Source organism: Photorhabdus sp. RM322S (assembly GCF_042879395.1).
GTDB lineage: Bacteria > Pseudomonadota > Gammaproteobacteria > Enterobacterales > Enterobacteriaceae > Photorhabdus > Photorhabdus khanii.
In genome coordinates this window covers 60,875-77,282 of sequence record NZ_JBHFKW010000008.1, presented here as the reverse complement: position 1 = coordinate 77,282, position 16,408 = coordinate 60,875, and the positions used below count along the sequence as shown (strand labels likewise).

The window sequence follows — 16,408 nt, the reverse complement described above, 5'->3', positions numbered from 1 at the left end:
ATTGCGGAACCTACATATGATGGGAAAAGTATGAAGAACTGGAGAACGCTCATTCTCGGATTGATGTTTTCAGTGAGTACCGCCTTCGCTGCACCTCAGCAAATGGATAAAATCGCTGCGGTTGTCAATAATGGGGTAGTACTGGAAAGCGACATCAGCAGCCTCTTACAGTCCGTTAAACTGGATGCGCAACGTGCAGGCCAGCAGATACCGGACGAGAAAATGCTACATAATCAGATCCTTGAGCGTCTGATTATGGATAATATCCTGCTACAAATGGCAAAACAGATGGGGATCGCCATTCCTGATCAGGCTCTGGATTCCACCATTGCAAATATTGCAGCCCAGAACCATATAACTGTGGATCAGATGAAACTCCGTATCGCTGCTGACGGGATGAATTTCGATACTTATCGTAATCAGATCCGTAAGGAGATGATCATTGCAGAAGTGCGCAACAATGAAGTTCGCCGTCGTGTCACCATTCTGCCTCAGGAAATTGACGCCTTAGCGAAACAAATTGGCAACCAGAATGCTTATGATACTGAACTGAATATCAGCCACATTCTGATCCCACTACCAGAAAACCCTGACCAGGCACAAATGGAAAAAGCCACGGCTGTAGTACAGAAAATTATGTCTGAACTTAAGCATGGCGTTGACTTCGGTAAACTGGCTATCGCCTATTCCGCTGATCCACAAGCCCTGAAAGGCGGTAATATGGGTTGGAGTAAGCTTCAAGAATTGCCAACCCTGTTTGCCGAGCAACTGCAATCAGCCCCGAAAGGTGCGGTCGTTGGCCCAATCCGTTCTGGTGTTGGTTTCCATATTCTCAAAGTCAATGATATCCGTGGCGGTAATGCGACAATCGCAGTCACTGAAGTTCATGCCCGTCATATTCTACTGAAAATTTCACCCGTCATGACCGATGATCAGGCGCGTACTCAGTTGCAGCAAATCGCCGGTAATATTCGCAGCGGAAAAACGGATTTCGCTGATGCCGCAAAAGCGTTTTCAGAAGATCCCGGTTCAGCCCTGCGTGGTGGCGATCTTGGCTGGACCACACCAGATATCTATGATCCCGCCTTCCGTGACGCGTTAATGCGACTGAATAAAGGTGAAATCAGCCAACCGGTTCATTCCTCTTTTGGCTGGCATCTGATTCAATTGCTGGATACCCGTAAAGTCGATAGAACAGATGTCGCTCAGAAAGATCGTGCTTATCGTATGTTATTCAACCGTAAATTCACCGAAGAAGCACAAAGCTGGATGCAGGAACAACGCGCCTCAGCTTATGTGAAAATTTTAGATGGCAGCGATGTACAACAATAAACCTATTGTGATTACCCCCGGCGAACCGGCCGGGATTGGGCCCGATTTGACTGTCGCTCTTGCTCAACAAAGCTGGCCCATACAATTGGTCGCCTGCGCAGACCCCAGTTTACTTCTGGACAGGGCCAGACAACTCAATTTGCCTTTACAATTATTAGAATATTCGCCTGATAAAATACCCGAACCCCAGGCTGCCGGAACGTTGACTATATTGCCAGTTCCTCTGCATGTACCGGCAATCGCCGGCGAGCTGAAGCAGGAAAACGGCAGATATGTGACTGAAACTCTGGCAAGAGCCTGCGACGGTTGCCTGAATGGCGAGTTTTCAGCGTTAGTCACAGGACCGGTTCATAAAGGGAATATCAATGATGCCGGCGTGCCTTTTATCGGCCATACCGAATTCTTTGCTGATCGCAGTGGATGTCAGCGGGTTGTCATGATGCTTGCGACAGAGGAACTTCGGGTTGCTCTGGCAACAACGCATCTGCCCATTGTTGATGTACCAAAATCCATCACTGCCGATAGTCTGCGGGAAGTTATCACGATCCTTAACCATGACTTAAAAACAAAGTTTGGCCTGGCAAAACCCTGTATTTATGTTTGTGGTCTGAATCCCCATGCAGGAGAAGGTGGTCATATGGGGCGGGAAGAGATTGATGTCATTATTCCCGTGTTAGAAAATCTGAGAGCAGAAGGTCTTATATTAGAAGGACCTTTGCCGGCAGATACCCTGTTCCAGCCTAAATATCTTCAACATGCAGACGCCGTTCTCTCGATGTATCACGATCAAGGATTACCCGTGTTAAAATATCAAGGTTTTGGCAGAGCTGTGAATATTACCTTGGGCCTGCCGTTTATCCGTACTTCTGTCGATCATGGCACAGCATTGGAACTGGCTGGTACAGGTCAAGCTGATGTGGGAAGCTTTATCACCGCATTGAATTTAGCAATTAAAATGATACAAAACAGTAATGAATAATAGAGTCCACCAAGGGCACTTCGCCCGTAAACGCTTCGGGCAAAACTTTTTAACCGATCAGTTTGTCATTGATAGTATTGTTACCGCTATCAATCCACAACCAGGCCAGGCAGTGCTGGAAATCGGCCCCGGTCTTGGCGCATTGACAGAACCGGTTGGTGAGCGCATGGATAAAATGACCGTGGTTGAACTCGACCGCGATTTAGCTGCACGTCTACAAGTTCATCCGCAATTAAAAGATAAACTGACCATTATCCAGCAAGATGCAATGACCGTTAATTTTAGCGAATTGTCTCAACAAAGAGAGTTGCCGCTGCGGGTCTTTGGTAATTTACCTTACAATATTTCCACGCCGTTGATGTTTCACCTTTTCAGCTATACTAATGCTATTGCTGATATGCATTTTATGTTGCAAAAAGAGGTAGTAAACCGACTGGTAGCAGGCCCCGGCAGCAAAGCTTTCGGGCGGTTAAGTGTCATGGCCCAATATTATTGTCAGGTTATCCCAGTGCTGGAAGTACCGCCAACCGCGTTTACTCCCGCACCTAAAGTCGATTCAGCAGTTGTACGTCTGATACCGCACAAAAGCATACCTCACCCGGTCAAAAATATTCGTATGCTAAGCCGGATCACTACTCAGGCTTTCAACCAACGGCGTAAAACTATCCGTAACAGCCTCGGTGATCTTTTCACTGTAGAACAGCTCACAGAACTGGGTATCAATCCAGGTACACGCGCAGAGAATATTTCTGTTGAGCAATACTGCAAAATGGCAAACTGGTTATCGGAACAACCTGAAATGCAGTCATAACAGGAGTCAACCATGATTAATGCGCCCAGAGTTTCTATTCAGGTACAAAGTGTTTATGTCGAGAGCCAATCGTATCCCGAGCAACAGCGTTTCGTTTTTGCCTATACAATCACTATCCGTAATCTTGGGCGCGAACCGGTTCAGTTAATCAACCGTTATTGGCTAATTACCAATAGTGACGGTCACCAGACTGAAGTTCAGGGGGAAGGTGTTGTTGGTGAACAACCCATAATCCTGCCTGGTACAGAATACCGTTACACCAGTGGCGCTATATTAGAAACGCCTTTAGGCACGATGCAAGGCCATTATGAAATGGTCGATCACAATGGTGATCCATTCCGCGTTGCCATTCCGGTTTTCCGTTTGGCTATCCCAACTCTGATTAATTAATTATGTCTACCTATCTGATCGGTGATATTCATGGCTGCTATCATGAATTACGAGTTTTATTAACTAAAGCCAATTTTGATCCCAAAAAGGATACATTATGGCTGACAGGAGACTTAGTTGCCCGTGGCCCAGATTCTCTTGAAGTTCTGCGGTATGTTAAACAGTTAGGTTCAGCCGCAAAAATAGTATTAGGCAATCATGATCTTCATTTATTAGGCGTTTATGCCGGGATCAGCCGTAATAAACCTAAAGACAAAATTAATGAATTACTGTCCGCTCCAGATGCAGACGAATTAATTAATTGGCTACGCAAACAACCGCTATTACAGTGCGACGATGATCTGAAACTGGTCATGACACATGCGGGTATTACGCCCCAATGGGATCTGGAAACAGCTAAAATATGCGCTGGCGAAGTTGAAGTCATGCTCAATAGTAGCAGCTATCCTCTGTTTCTCAATTCAATGTATGGGGATATGCCGAATAACTGGTCACCGGAACTTTCTGGACTGGGGCGCTTACGTTTCAGTACCAATGCATTAACACGTATGCGTTACTGTTTTCCAAATGGTCAGCTAGATATGCTTTGCAAAGATAAACCCGAAAGTGCTCCCGCACCGCTGAAACCTTGGTTTGAACTGCCATTGCCAATCCCTGAAGAGTATTCCATCGTTTTCGGCCACTGGGCCTCACTGGAAGGTCAGGGAGTACCAGAAAGATTTTATGCATTGGATACAGGTTGCTGCTGGGGAGGCGAGCTAACCATGCTGCGTTGGGAAGATAAACAATATTTTACGCAACCATCGCTGTCAGCCGTAAAACAGCACTAAAACCAGACACGCCGTGAAGAAAGTTCATCGGCGTGTTTTATCAATTAGATACGGCGTTGTAAAATCTCAAAACAGTAGCTGTGAGAATTTAATCCATCTGCATCATGGTATTCAGTAAATTCAGAATCCCACTCATCTGGCTCATAATCAGGAAAATGAGTATCACCTATCACTTCTGCATCAATATGAGTCAGATACATACGGCTAGCCAGCGAGATGAACTGGTCATAAATTTTACCGCCCCCCATCACCATAATCTCTTCTGCATCACCGGCTACTGCCAGTGCTTCATCAACTGAACTTACCCAGGTTACACGTTCATCGTTACCCGGTTGACTACTCAATACAATATTGAGCCGCCCTGGCAATGGGCGACCTATGGATTCATAAGTTACTCGTCCCATAATGACTGGTTTATTCAATGTATTACGTTTAAACCAAGCCAGATCCCCCGGCAGATGCCACGGCATTGTATTCTCCATGCCGATAATCCGATCCATAGCTAAAGCAGCGATCAAGCTGATATTCATTGAGTCACCTTATAGGCAAATAGTATAAAAATTGGTGACACTATACGGAAAGGGATGTACCCAGTCGATAGGATCAACACTTTCTTAAGTACAAAAAATTCATTTATACTTGATTTGTCGATTAAGATATTTATTGATCAAAATAATAACAAATCTAATATTAACTATAGGGTACATTATGCTGGAAACATCACTGTTCGTCATCACCATATCAACTTTGGGCATGCTCTCTCCCGGTCCCGATTTCTTTCTGGTAGTCAAAAATGCCATACGTTATCAACGTCCTGCCGCAATGATGACAGTGATGGGATTAATTGCCGCTATCGCCTGCCATATGGTTTACTGTGTCGCTGGACTGGCTATTCTTATTACCACTACTCCGTGGTTGTTTAATCTGATGAAATATGCCGGAGCGGCTTATCTTATTTGGATCGGGATCAATAGCTTGCTTTCCCGCGGAGGAAATACCGTCACTCTTGATGACCAGACACGACAAATTGTCACTTTTAAAAAAGCGTTTATGCAGGGATTTCTATGTAATCTGCTGAATCCAAAAGCAACCTTATTCTTCCTGGCAATATTTACTCAGATACTAAACGTCAATTCGGGTGTTGATGAAAAATTATGGTATGCCTTTATTATCTGGAGCCTGGCGGCCATCTATTGGCCATTATTGGTAATATTGATCCAGAGTGCGCCAGTACGCCGTGGATTAGTTAAAGCTCAAAAGATTATTGATAAACTGCTTGGCGTTGTTTTGATTGGCTTAGGTGTCAAAGTGGCACTGGGATAACAGGAGTTCATTCCCTCCCTTTAAGTTTTCAATGAATATAAAAAAAGTGCGCTTAAATTAGAGCGCACCTTTTTATTACTTCAATTAATCAGAATACAGACTAGCTATTAATCTCCGCATGCATTTCCTGTACAGAGATCACCTGCTCGGTTGGATCTGCGCTCAGTGCCATTGTTGTAGCAAAACCGCCATTCAATGTAGTGTCATAATGCACTTTATATTGCAGTGCACTACGGCGAATAAGCTTAGAATCCTCAATCGCCTGACGACCAGCGGTGGTGTTCACTATATAGCTATACTCACCATTTTTGATTCTATCCTGAATATGCGGACGCCCTTCGTGAACTTTGTTCACCAAGCGAGGATTGATTCCCGCTTCACCCAGCACAACTGCCGTACCGTGAGTCGCATCCAATTCAAAGCCCTGCTTCAACAACTTCGCCGCTAAATCTACGACTCGGCCTTTATCACCATCACGCACCGACAAAAGGGCTCTGCCACTCTGTTTCATTCTGGAGTCACATCCCAACAGGGCTTTTGAGAAAGCTTCTGCAAAAGTACGGCCAACACCCATCACTTCCCCGGTTGAGCGCATTTCAGGCCCAAGAATCGGATCCACACCTGGGAATTTGTTGAAAGGCAGTACAACCTCTTTCACCGAGTAGTATGGCGGGATGATCTCCTGAGTTGCGCCCTGTTCAGCCAGAGACTGGCCCACCATCACACGAGCGGCAACTTTCGCCAATGGCAAACCGGTAGCTTTAGAAACAAATGGCACAGTACGAGCCGCGCGAGGGTTGACTTCAATCAGGTAAACCTCGTCATTCTTGACTGCAAACTGGACATTCATCAAACCACGGACACACAACTCAAACGCCAGTTTTTCTACCTGCTGACGCATGACATCCTGAATTTCCTGACTCAATGTGTAAGCCGGCAATGAACAAGCGGAATCACCGGAGTGAACACCTGCCTGCTCAATGTGTTCCATAATGCCACCAATCAGCACACGTTCACCGTCACAGATAGCATCAACATCCACTTCTATTGCATCATCAAGGAAACGATCAAGCAGTACCGGGGCATCATTAGATACACTGACCGCCGTCTGGAAGTAACGACGCAGGTCAGCTTCGTCATATACGATTTCCATCGCACGGCCACCCAGAACATAAGATGGGCGAACCACCAGCGGATAACCCAGCGCATTCCCTTTCTCAACCGCTCGTTCAATCGTCGCCACAGTGGCATTTTCTGGTTGTTTCAGACCGAGACGATTGACCGCCTGTTTGAAACGCTCACGATCTTCAGCACGATCAATCGCATCCGGGCTGGTACCAATAATTGGCACACCTGCGGTTTCCAACTCACGAGCCAATTTCAACGGAGTCTGCCCACCATACTGAACAATCACCCCTTTTGGCTGCTCAACACGCACAATTTCAAGCACATCTTCCAAAGTAACGGGTTCGAAATAGAGGCGATCCGAAGTGTCGTAATCCGTTGAAACTGTTTCTGGGTTACAGTTCACCATAATGGTTTCATAACCATCTTCACGCAGTGCCAGTGATGCATGAACACAGCAGTAGTCAAACTCGATCCCTTGTCCAATACGATTAGGACCACCGCCCAACACCATGATTTTCGGCTTGTCACTATTCGGATTGGCTTCACACTCATCTTCATAAGTGGAATACATGTACGCGGTATCAGTCGCAAATTCTGCCGCACAGGTATCAACCCGTTTGTAAACCGGATACAGATTATATTTGTGACGCAGTTTGCGGATCTCTTTTTCCGCCACACCGACCAGTTGCGCCAGACGTGCGTCAGCAAAACCTTTGCGTTTCAAATGACGCAGGAAATCGACAGTCAGGCTGTTAATTCCCTGTTCAGCTACTTGCTCTTCCAGTCGCACCAATTCTTCAATTTGCACCAAGAACCAGCGGTCAATATCAGTCAGATTGAAAACACCGTCAACCGACATACCAGCACGGAAAGCATCGGCGATATACCAAATACGCTCCGCACCAGCATCTTTCAATTCACGGCGAATTTTAGTCAATGCTTGTGGATCATCCAGGCTGACTTTCGGATCAAAGCCGGTTGCGCCCACTTCCAAACCACGCAACGCTTTTTGCATGGATTCCTGCTGAGTGCGGCCAATCGCCATCACTTCACCAACAGATTTCATCTGAGTCGTCAGGCGATCATTGGCACCAGCAAATTTCTCGAAATTGAAACGAGGAATTTTAGTCACTACATAGTCAATAGAAGGTTCAAAGGAAGCTGGCGTGCGACCACCAGTGATATCATTCATCAGTTCATCAAGGGTATAACCTACCGCCAGCTTGGCGGCAATTTTAGCAATCGGGAAACCTGTCGCTTTCGAAGCCAATGCCGAAGAGCGGGAAACGCGCGGGTTCATTTCGATGATAACTAAACGGCCATTTTTCGGGTTCACCGCAAACTGAACGTTAGAGCCTCCGGTTTCCACACCGATTTCACGCAGTACCGCCATCGAAGCGTTACGCATGATTTGGTATTCTTTATCTGTCAGGGTTTGGGCCGGTGCAACAGTGATGGAATCGCCAGTGTGAATCCCCATGGCATCGAAGTTTTCAATCGAACAGACGATGATGCAGTTATCATTTTTATCACGCACCACCTCCATTTCATACTCTTTCCAACCAATCAGCGATTCATCAATCAATAGCTCATTGGTCGGCGAAAGATCCAAACCACGCTCACAAATTTCTTCAAATTCTTCGCGGTTATAGGCAATCCCCCCCCCACTTCCTCCCATAGTAAAGGAAGGACGGATAATACAAGGAAAACCAACTTTATCTGCAACGGCCAGCGCTTCTTCCATTGAATGGGCGATACCAGAACGCGGAGTTTCCAAGCCTATCTTTTTCATTGCCATATCGAAACGGCGACGATCTTCCGCTTTATCAATCGCATCTGCGGTAGCGCCAATCATAGTCACGCCAAATTCTTTCAAAACCCCCTGGCGTTCCAGTTCCAACGCACAGTTCAGCGCAGTTTGTCCACCCATGGTTGGCAAAACTGCATCAGGACGCTCTTTTTCAATGATTTTACGTACCACTTCCCAGTGGATCGGCTCAATATAAGTGGCATCCGCCATTTCTGGATCAGTCATGATGGTGGCAGGGTTTGAGTTCACCAACACAACACGATAACCTTCTTCCCGTAACGCTTTGCAAGCCTGTGCACCTGAGTAATCGAATTCACACGCCTGGCCGATAACAATTGGACCAGCACCCAAGATCAGGATACTTTTAATATCAGTACGTTTTGCCATTTTATTCTCTCCTGATTACTTGGTGTTATGACGATTATTTTGCTGACAGTGCTGTTTAATCAGCTCGATAAAGTGATCGAACAATGACGACGTTTCATGTGGGCCAGGGCTAGCTTCCGGATGCCCCTGAAAGCTGAATGCCGATTTATCTGTGCGATGAATTCCTTGCAACGTACCATCAAACAGGGATTTATGGGTCACACGCAGATTGGCCGGCAATGACTTTTCATCTACAGCAAAACCGTGGTTCTGTGCGGTAATCATCACAATATTACGATCAAGATCTTTTACCGGATGGTTAGCTCCGTGATGGCCGAATTTCATTTTCATTGTCTCGGCGCCACTGGCCAATGCCAGCAATTGGTGCCCAAGGCAAATACCAAAGATCGGAATATTTGTCTCAAGGAGAATTTTAATTGTTTCAATCGCATAGCCACAAGGTACCGGGTCGCCCGGACCATTGGACAAGAAAATACCATCTGGATTCAGCTTCAATACATCCTCAGCCGGTGTCTGAGCGGGAACCACTGTCAAGCGACAGCCACGATCTACCAGCATCCGCAAAATATTGCGTTTTGCACCAAAGTCATAAGCAACAACATGATAAGGCAGCTCCTGTTCTTGCTTCTCTTCCGGTAATCCATCTGCCAGAGTCCAGCTCCCCTGTAACCACGGATAAACCTGCTCCGTTGTCACCTCTTTTGCCAAATCCATCCCTTCCAGCCCTGGGAACGCTTGTGCTTTTTCCAGTGCAACCTGAGCGTTAATCTGCTTACCTGCTATAATACAACCATTCTGTGAACCTTTTTCCCTTAACAAGCGGGTCAGTTTACGAGTATCGATATCCGCTATCGCAACAATATTATGGCGTTTAAGGTAATCAGAAAGCGTTTCTTCGCTGCGGAAGTTACTGGTCAATAACGGCAGATCACGAATTACCAGCCCCTGGGCCTGAACTTTTAGTGATTCTTTATCGACTGAGTTAACACCGACATTACCAATATGGGGATAAGTAAGAGTGACAATTTGGCGGGAATAGGAAGGGTCTGTAAGAATTTCTTGATATCCGGTCATTGAGGTATTGAAAACCACTTCCCCAACTGCCGCCCCTTCAGCACCTATGGCGCGACCGTGGAATTGGGTTCCGTCTTCCAGAACCAATATAGCTGACTTAATCAAAACACCCTCCAGGGAATAATCAATCACAATTAGTGCATATTAATTCAGATTTGTTCGTCAAAATCAATGCCAAAGCTGCTTTTTAGGCAAAATTTTGGCAAATTGCGCGCATTCTAATGATGAGAGGGATAGTTGTCTACAAAAAATGTTACTTTTATTATTTTTTTGCGTACTTCACTGGATAAACTGATAAAATAAGACCAAAAATAGAGACAAAGTTAGTTTAGAAAACGATTACCAGCATAGAAGATTTAATTTTCAGGTGAAGAATTGAAAATAACCATAAAAAAGAGAAAAAAACTGAAAAACAAAGGTAAAAAAGAGAGAAAAACAAACAAAACCCACAAAAAATTAATTAAACCATATCAAGCAATCAAAAATCGCATAATAGATAATTTAATTATGCGATATCAATTAGTTATAAAAATAAAATTTTAAATAAAATCGAGGTTTAAAACGTCTTTCATATCAAAAAGACCACTATTTTTACCACTTAACCATAATGCTGACTTTACCGCCCCATTTGCAAATGTCATCCGGCTGGAAGCCTTATGAGTTATCTCAACTCTCTCACCCATATCTGCAAATATAGCGGTATGTTCACCAACGATATCCCCGGCACGAATAGTCGCAAAACCAATACTTTTCGGATCACGTTCACCGGTATAACCTTCACGGGCATAGACAGCACACTCTTTAAGATCCCGCCCTAAAGTATGGGCAATAGATTCTCCCATCGCTAACGCCGTTCCTGATGGTGCATCCACTTTATGGCGGTGATGTGCTTCGATAATCTCGATATCAGTATATTCACCCATCACTTTCGCCGCTTTTTCCAGTAATTTAAGCACCAGATTCACACCAACACTGAAATTTGCAGCAAATACTATCGGGATATCCGCGGAAGCATCTTTAATCGCCTGCTTACCTTCATCATCAAAACCTGTGGTGCCGATAACCATCGCTTTACCGTTCTGACGGCAGATTTCAAGATGGGCAAGCGTTCCTTCCGGGCGGGTAAAATCGATAAGAACATCAAAATTATCAACAACATTTTTCAGGTCATCACAAACAGTAACGCCTATATTACCAATACCCGCCAATTCTCCGGCATCCGCGCCAATCAGAGAAGAACCTAAGCGTTCTAAAGCTGCACCAAGAGCGACGCCACTCAATTGATGGATAGCCTGTATTAACTGACGCCCCATACGCCCACCAGCACCAACAATAGCAACACGAATTTCTGTATCAGCCATAAGCCCTCACTGTGAATTAATCCCTTTCCTGATTTAACACAGGCGATCAGTCAGATAAATATCTTAAATCAATAGATTACGAGCAACCTCGCTCATAATCCGGCGCAGTACTTTAAATTACTTAACTAATCTGTTTAACTTCAACACGTAACTCTTTCGGCACTTCGAAAACAATATTTTCTTCCCTGCCATGTAATTCCTCGACAGAATCAGCACCAAGATTTTTCAGCCGCTCAATGACTTGCTGAACTAAGATATCCGGTGCCGAAGCTCCCGCAGTCACGCCAATCAGAGAAACACCTGTTATCCATTCTTTTTTAATATCATCAGCAGAATCTATCAGGTAAGCAGGTTTACCAACACGTTGAGCTAACTCTGCAAGGCGGTTAGAGTTAGATGAATTCTTCGAACCCACAACCAATACAACATCAGCATCAGATGCCAGATCCCGTACCGCTTCCTGGCGGTTAGTCGTCGCATAGCAGATATCATCTTTACGCGGGCCGACAATGTTGGGAAATCGCTCATTAAGCGCATCAATCACTTCTGAAGTATCATCAACAGATAACGTTGTTTGAGTCATAAAACACAAGTTATCTTCATCTTTGACGTTCAGATTCCACACATCTTCGGGAGATTCAACCAGATACATTCCACCATCAGCATTATTGTACTGACCCATTGTCCCTTCAACTTCCGGATGCCCAGCGTGACCAATAAGAATAGCTTCTTTGCCTTTGCGACTGGCTCTGGCTACTTCCATATGGACTTTAGTTACCAAAGGACAAGTCGCATCGAACAGCATCGTCAAATTGCGGGAACGGGCTTCTGCGCGGATCGCCTGTGAAACGCCGTGGGCAGAAAAAATCAGAATCGCATCATCGGGTACTTCTGCGATGTCTTCAATAAAGATAGCACCCCGCTTGCGCAGGTTATCCACAACATAGCGGTTATGTACAACCTCATGGCGAACATAGATCGGTGCACCATATAATTCCAGAGCACGTTCTACAATACTGATGGCTCGGTCAACGCCGGCACAAAAACCACGCGGGTTAGCCAACAATATCTGCATGGTTTTCCTCCAACTGTGGATCAATTTCCAACACTTCAATCTCAAATGTGATGTTCTGATCGGCTAACGGGTGATTGAAATCAACAGTGACGGACTCCTCTGCCACTTCTTTTACAATGCCTGGCATTTCACTGCCATTCATTGCCATAAATAACATTATAGTTCCAATTTCAGGAATCCCCGTTTCGGCAAAATCACGCGGAGTAAAATATTGAATCAGATCAGGATTCGGTTTACCAAATACAGCCTCACCAGCCAGAGTAAATGTGTGTTTATCTCCCTCTTTCAGACCAGTAAGCTGCTGTTCCAAAGGAGCAGAAAGGGTTCCATCACCTAAACGGAATAATGCAGGTTTACCCTGATGGTGGGAGGAATCGGCAGTAGAACCATCTTGCAGTTTTAATGTGAAATGCAGTAAAACCGCACTATCTGCATGCACCTGCTTTGACATATTGCTTAGAACCTATTTTATTTGCCTATTTTATTTGCCGTTTTTTATCGTAAAAAGTGAACCTGAGCACAGCCAAGTTCACTATTCATTCACAAGAACGACTTGGACAATAACGCCTAGTAAAATAGGCTTTTATCCCGCTTTAATTGTCTTTTCATCCGGGCTTAAAAAGCTATCAATGATAACCAATGCGGCCCCGATGCATATCGCCATATCGGCGATATTAAAGGTTGGAAAGTGCCAGTCACCGACATAAAAATCAATAAAATCGATGACAAAACCATGGACCAACCGGTCAAATAGATTACCCAATGCTCCACCAATAATCAGGGCATAAGCGATATTACTCAGTTTCTTCTTTGCACTGGAACGATACATCATCACCATCAATACGACTGAAATAGCAACGGCAATTAATGCAAACAACCAACGCTGCCAGCCGTCTTTATCCGCAAGGAAACTGAAAGCCGCCCCCAGATTCTGGGCATAAGTCAGGTTGAAATAAGGTATTAATGGAACGGATTCATACAGATAAAAGTGCTTCAGCACTAACTGTTTACTACCCAGATCCAGAATCAATACCACGACAACTAACCAAAGCCAGCGAAGGCCAGTGGAACAAATGGGTCTATTCATCAGGCAAATTTACGCTCTTCGCCGTTACCGGCAACATTAGTTACACAGCGGCCACAAAGTTCTGCGTGCTCCACCACCAATCCCACATCTTTCGCGTAATGCCAGCAACGAGGACATTTTTCACCATCCGCTTTACGGAAAGCAACTTTCAGGCTGTCGATTTCGCTTTGCTGCGCATCGTCACCCGCCTGTTCATAAGCCGCAACAGAAACCTGAGATGTCAGCAGAACAAAACGCAATTCATCTCCCAGGCTGTTCAATTTATCAGCCAGTTCATTATTTGCATACAGAGTGACGGCGGCTTCCAAAGAGCTGCGAATATGTTTATCTGCACGTGCCTGCTCCAGCACTTTGTTGACTTCACCACGAACAGCCAGTAAATCAGCCCAGAAAGCATCATTCATTTGTTCGCCTGCGGCTAGGCCAAACAAGCCGTCATACCACTCTTCGGTAAAGACATACTGAGCGCGTTTACCAGGCAATTCATTCCAGACTTCATCTGCGGTGAAGGAGAGAATAGGCGCCATCCAGCGAACCAATGCTTCTGCAATATGATACAGCGCAGTCTGGCAACTGCGGCGAGCCAGACTATCGCCCTTCGCGGTATACTGACGGTCTTTAATAATATCGAGATAGAACGACCCCATTTCCACAGAACAGAACTGCATTAAACGCTGAACAACAGAGTGGAAATCATACTGATCGTAACATTTTATAATGTCTGCCTGAGCAGCCTGAGCACGGCCTACAGCCCAGCGATCCAACACAGCCATCTCTTCCGGTTTAACCCTATGTTGTTCAGGATCAAAACCATTCAGGTTTGCCAACAGGAAACGCGCTGTGTTACGGATACGACGATATGCATCAGCAGAACGTTTCAAGATCTCATCCGATACCGCAATTTCACCGGTGTAATCAGTAGAGGCAACCCACAGACGCAAAATATCCGCCCCTAATTTATTCATCACATCCTGTGGACTGATAGTGTTGCCGATAGACTTGGACATCTTACGGCCCTGACCATCCACCGTGAAACCGTGTGTCAGTACCTGACGGTAAGGCGCTTTGCCTTTCATTGCGGTGGAGATCATCAGGGAAGACATAAACCAACCACGATGCTGATCTGAACCTTCCAGATAGATATCCGCAGAATTACCCTGAAATTCAGAACGAGCATCAACAACCGATGAATGGGTTGATCCAGAATCGAACCATACATCCAGAGTATCAAAGATTTTGACATAGTTAGCCGCATCATCACCCAGCAGTTCGGCTGGATCCAGATCCCACCACGCCTGAATACCATCCACTTCAACACGTTTGGCAACTTCTTCCATCAGTTCGACAGTGCGTGGATGAAATTCTTCCGTCTCTTTATGGACAAACAGGGACATAGGGGTGCCCCAGGTACGTTGACGTGAAATACACCAGTCAGGGCGGTTCTCTACCATTGCCTCAATACGGGCCTGCCCCCAGCCTGGGATCCACTGAACACCTTTGATCTCTTTCAGAGATTGTTTGCGCAGGCCATTTTGATCCATGCTGACAAACCACTGCGGCGTAGCACGGAAAATGATGGGTGCCTTGTGACGCCAGCAGCAAGGGTAGCTGTGCTGTAATTTTTCCAGATGTAACAACGCATGGTTTTCACGCAGGATATCCGTAATGATGTCGTTCGCCTTAAAGACAAACATGCCATCCAGAGAAGGATGAGTCCCCGGCAGATAGCAGCCATTCGGGCCAACCGGGTTTGCGACTTCTAAATCATATTTCTGACCAATGACAAAATCGTCCGGGCCATGACCTGGCGCGGTATGAACAGCACCAGTACCTGCATCCAGAGTCACGTGATCACCGAGTACAACCGGTGAATCAAAGCCCATAAATGGATGTTTGAAGCATAACCGTTCCAGTGCAGCACCCGCACAATTCCCCAGCACTGTCCACGCAGTCACACCCGCACGCTTCATCACACTTTCAACCAAATCAGCAGCCAGGATCAGACATTCACCCTCAATCTGTACTAATTGATAGTCAAATTCAGCATGCAAAGCGATCGCTCGGTTAGCCGGTAACGTCCACGGCGTGGTTGTCCAGATCACCAAAGAAACGGGTTGATCTGATGCCTGCACGCCAAATTTCTCGTAAACAGCTACCGTATCAACAGCACCAAAACGCACGTCAATCGATGGCGAAGTTTTGTCATAATACTCAACTTCCGCCTCAGCCAATGATGAACCACAATCCGTACACCAGTGAACAGGTTTTGCCCCTTTCAACAAATGTCCATTGGCAACAATACGGCTTAATGCACGAATAACATTGGCTTCAGTCTTAAAGTCCATCGTTAGGTATGGACGTTCCCAATCACCTAATACGCCCAGACGGATAAAGTCTTCCTTCTGACCTTCTATCTGCTCTTTGGCATATTTGCGGCATTCGGCACGGAATTCAGCAGCGGAAAACTTTTCTCCCGGTTTACCAATAATCTGCTCAACCTTGAGCTCAATGGGTAAACCGTGACAATCCCAACCGGGTACATATGGCGAATCATATCCCGCCATCCCTTTGGATTTAATAATAATATCTTTGAGAATCTTATTAACTGAGTGACCAATATGAATGCTGCCGTTCGCATAAGGAGGGCCGTCATGCAGAATAAATGTTTTTTTACCGGCTTTTGCTTTACGAATTACCTGATACAACTCATCTTTGTACCAACGTTTTAGCATGTCTGGTTCGCGCTTTGCTAAGTCTCCGCGCATTGGAAACCCTGTTTCTGGTAAGTTCAGGGTATTTTTATAGTCACTCATTCGATTCT

The 16,408-nt window shown here is 45.5% G+C and carries 14 protein-coding genes; 6 read left to right on the top strand and 8 right to left on the bottom strand.

What is annotated here, in order from left to right; all coding sequences use genetic code 11:
- Positions 1 to 30: 30 nt before the first annotated feature.
- From surA to apaH, 5 genes are read left to right on the top strand one after another with little or no spacing between them, the layout of a single operon-like run.
- Complete coding sequence (gene surA / locus ACGF63_RS07290; RefSeq protein WP_387629785.1) at positions 31 to 1,332, top strand: peptidylprolyl isomerase SurA; 1,302 nt, start codon at positions 31 to 33, stop codon at positions 1,330 to 1,332.
- Positions 1,319 to 2,311, top strand: a complete 993-nt coding sequence (gene pdxA, locus ACGF63_RS07285) for a 4-hydroxythreonine-4-phosphate dehydrogenase PdxA (RefSeq protein WP_387629783.1) — start codon at positions 1,319 to 1,321, stop codon at positions 2,309 to 2,311. Before surA ends, pdxA begins: the two co-directional genes overlap by 14 nt.
- Complete coding sequence (gene rsmA, locus ACGF63_RS07280) at positions 2,304 to 3,122, top strand: 16S rRNA (adenine(1518)-N(6)/adenine(1519)-N(6))-dimethyltransferase RsmA (RefSeq protein WP_036843833.1); 819 nt, start codon at positions 2,304 to 2,306, stop codon at positions 3,120 to 3,122. The genes pdxA and rsmA overlap by 8 nt, the downstream gene beginning before the upstream one ends.
- A gap of 12 nt (positions 3,123 to 3,134) precedes the next feature.
- Positions 3,135 to 3,512, top strand: a complete 378-nt coding sequence (gene apaG, locus ACGF63_RS07275; protein ID WP_036843834.1) for a Co2+/Mg2+ efflux protein ApaG — start codon at positions 3,135 to 3,137, stop codon at positions 3,510 to 3,512.
- A gap of 2 nt (positions 3,513 to 3,514) precedes the next feature.
- Positions 3,515 to 4,342, top strand: a complete 828-nt coding sequence (gene apaH / locus ACGF63_RS07270; RefSeq protein ID WP_152963538.1) for a bis(5'-nucleosyl)-tetraphosphatase (symmetrical) ApaH — start codon at positions 3,515 to 3,517, stop codon at positions 4,340 to 4,342.
- Between the two features lie 44 nt (positions 4,343 to 4,386).
- Here apaH and folA read toward each other — a convergent pair whose 3' ends face one another.
- On the bottom strand, positions 4,387 to 4,872 hold the full coding sequence (gene folA, locus ACGF63_RS07265; protein WP_036843837.1) for a type 3 dihydrofolate reductase: 486 nt from the start codon (positions 4,870 to 4,872) through the stop codon (positions 4,387 to 4,389).
- 178 nt (positions 4,873 to 5,050) lie between these two features.
- Here folA and ACGF63_RS07260 point away from each other — a divergent pair, with 178 nt between their 5' ends.
- Entirely contained in the window at positions 5,051 to 5,665 is a 615-nt protein-coding gene (locus ACGF63_RS07260) for a LysE family transporter (RefSeq protein WP_036843838.1), read from the top strand.
- A gap of 100 nt (positions 5,666 to 5,765) precedes the next feature.
- Here ACGF63_RS07260 and carB read toward each other — a convergent pair whose 3' ends face one another.
- From carB to ileS, 7 genes are all read right to left on the bottom strand, one after another.
- The gene (gene carB, locus ACGF63_RS07255) at positions 5,766 to 8,990 is read right to left on the bottom strand and encodes a carbamoyl-phosphate synthase large subunit (RefSeq protein ID WP_036843839.1); all 3,225 of its coding nucleotides are present in this window, start codon (positions 8,988 to 8,990) and stop codon (positions 5,766 to 5,768) included.
- A gap of 15 nt (positions 8,991 to 9,005) precedes the next feature.
- Positions 9,006 to 10,169 (bottom strand): glutamine-hydrolyzing carbamoyl-phosphate synthase small subunit, encoded by a 1,164-nt coding sequence (carA, locus tag ACGF63_RS07250; RefSeq protein ID WP_152963536.1) that lies wholly within the window; start codon positions 10,167 to 10,169, stop codon positions 9,006 to 9,008.
- Between the two features lie 434 nt (positions 10,170 to 10,603).
- Positions 10,604 to 11,425, bottom strand: coding sequence for a 4-hydroxy-tetrahydrodipicolinate reductase (gene dapB / locus ACGF63_RS07245; RefSeq protein WP_152963535.1), 822 nt, complete (start codon positions 11,423 to 11,425; stop codon positions 10,604 to 10,606).
- A gap of 121 nt (positions 11,426 to 11,546) precedes the next feature.
- A complete protein-coding gene (ispH, locus tag ACGF63_RS07240) occupies positions 11,547 to 12,500 on the bottom strand; it encodes a 4-hydroxy-3-methylbut-2-enyl diphosphate reductase (RefSeq protein WP_036843843.1) in 954 nt (317 codons plus the stop codon).
- A complete protein-coding gene (gene fkpB, locus ACGF63_RS07235) occupies positions 12,481 to 12,951 on the bottom strand; it encodes an FKBP-type peptidyl-prolyl cis-trans isomerase (protein ID WP_036843844.1) in 471 nt (156 codons plus the stop codon). Before fkpB ends, ispH begins: the two co-directional genes overlap by 20 nt.
- A 132-nt stretch (positions 12,952 to 13,083) precedes the next feature.
- Positions 13,084 to 13,587, bottom strand: coding sequence for a signal peptidase II (gene lspA, locus ACGF63_RS07230; RefSeq protein ID WP_036843845.1), 504 nt, complete (start codon positions 13,585 to 13,587; stop codon positions 13,084 to 13,086).
- Positions 13,587 to 16,400 (bottom strand): isoleucine--tRNA ligase, encoded by a 2,814-nt coding sequence (gene ileS / locus ACGF63_RS07225; protein WP_387629773.1) that lies wholly within the window; start codon positions 16,398 to 16,400, stop codon positions 13,587 to 13,589. Before ileS ends, lspA begins: the two co-directional genes overlap by 1 nt.
- Positions 16,401 to 16,408 lie beyond the last annotated feature (8 nt).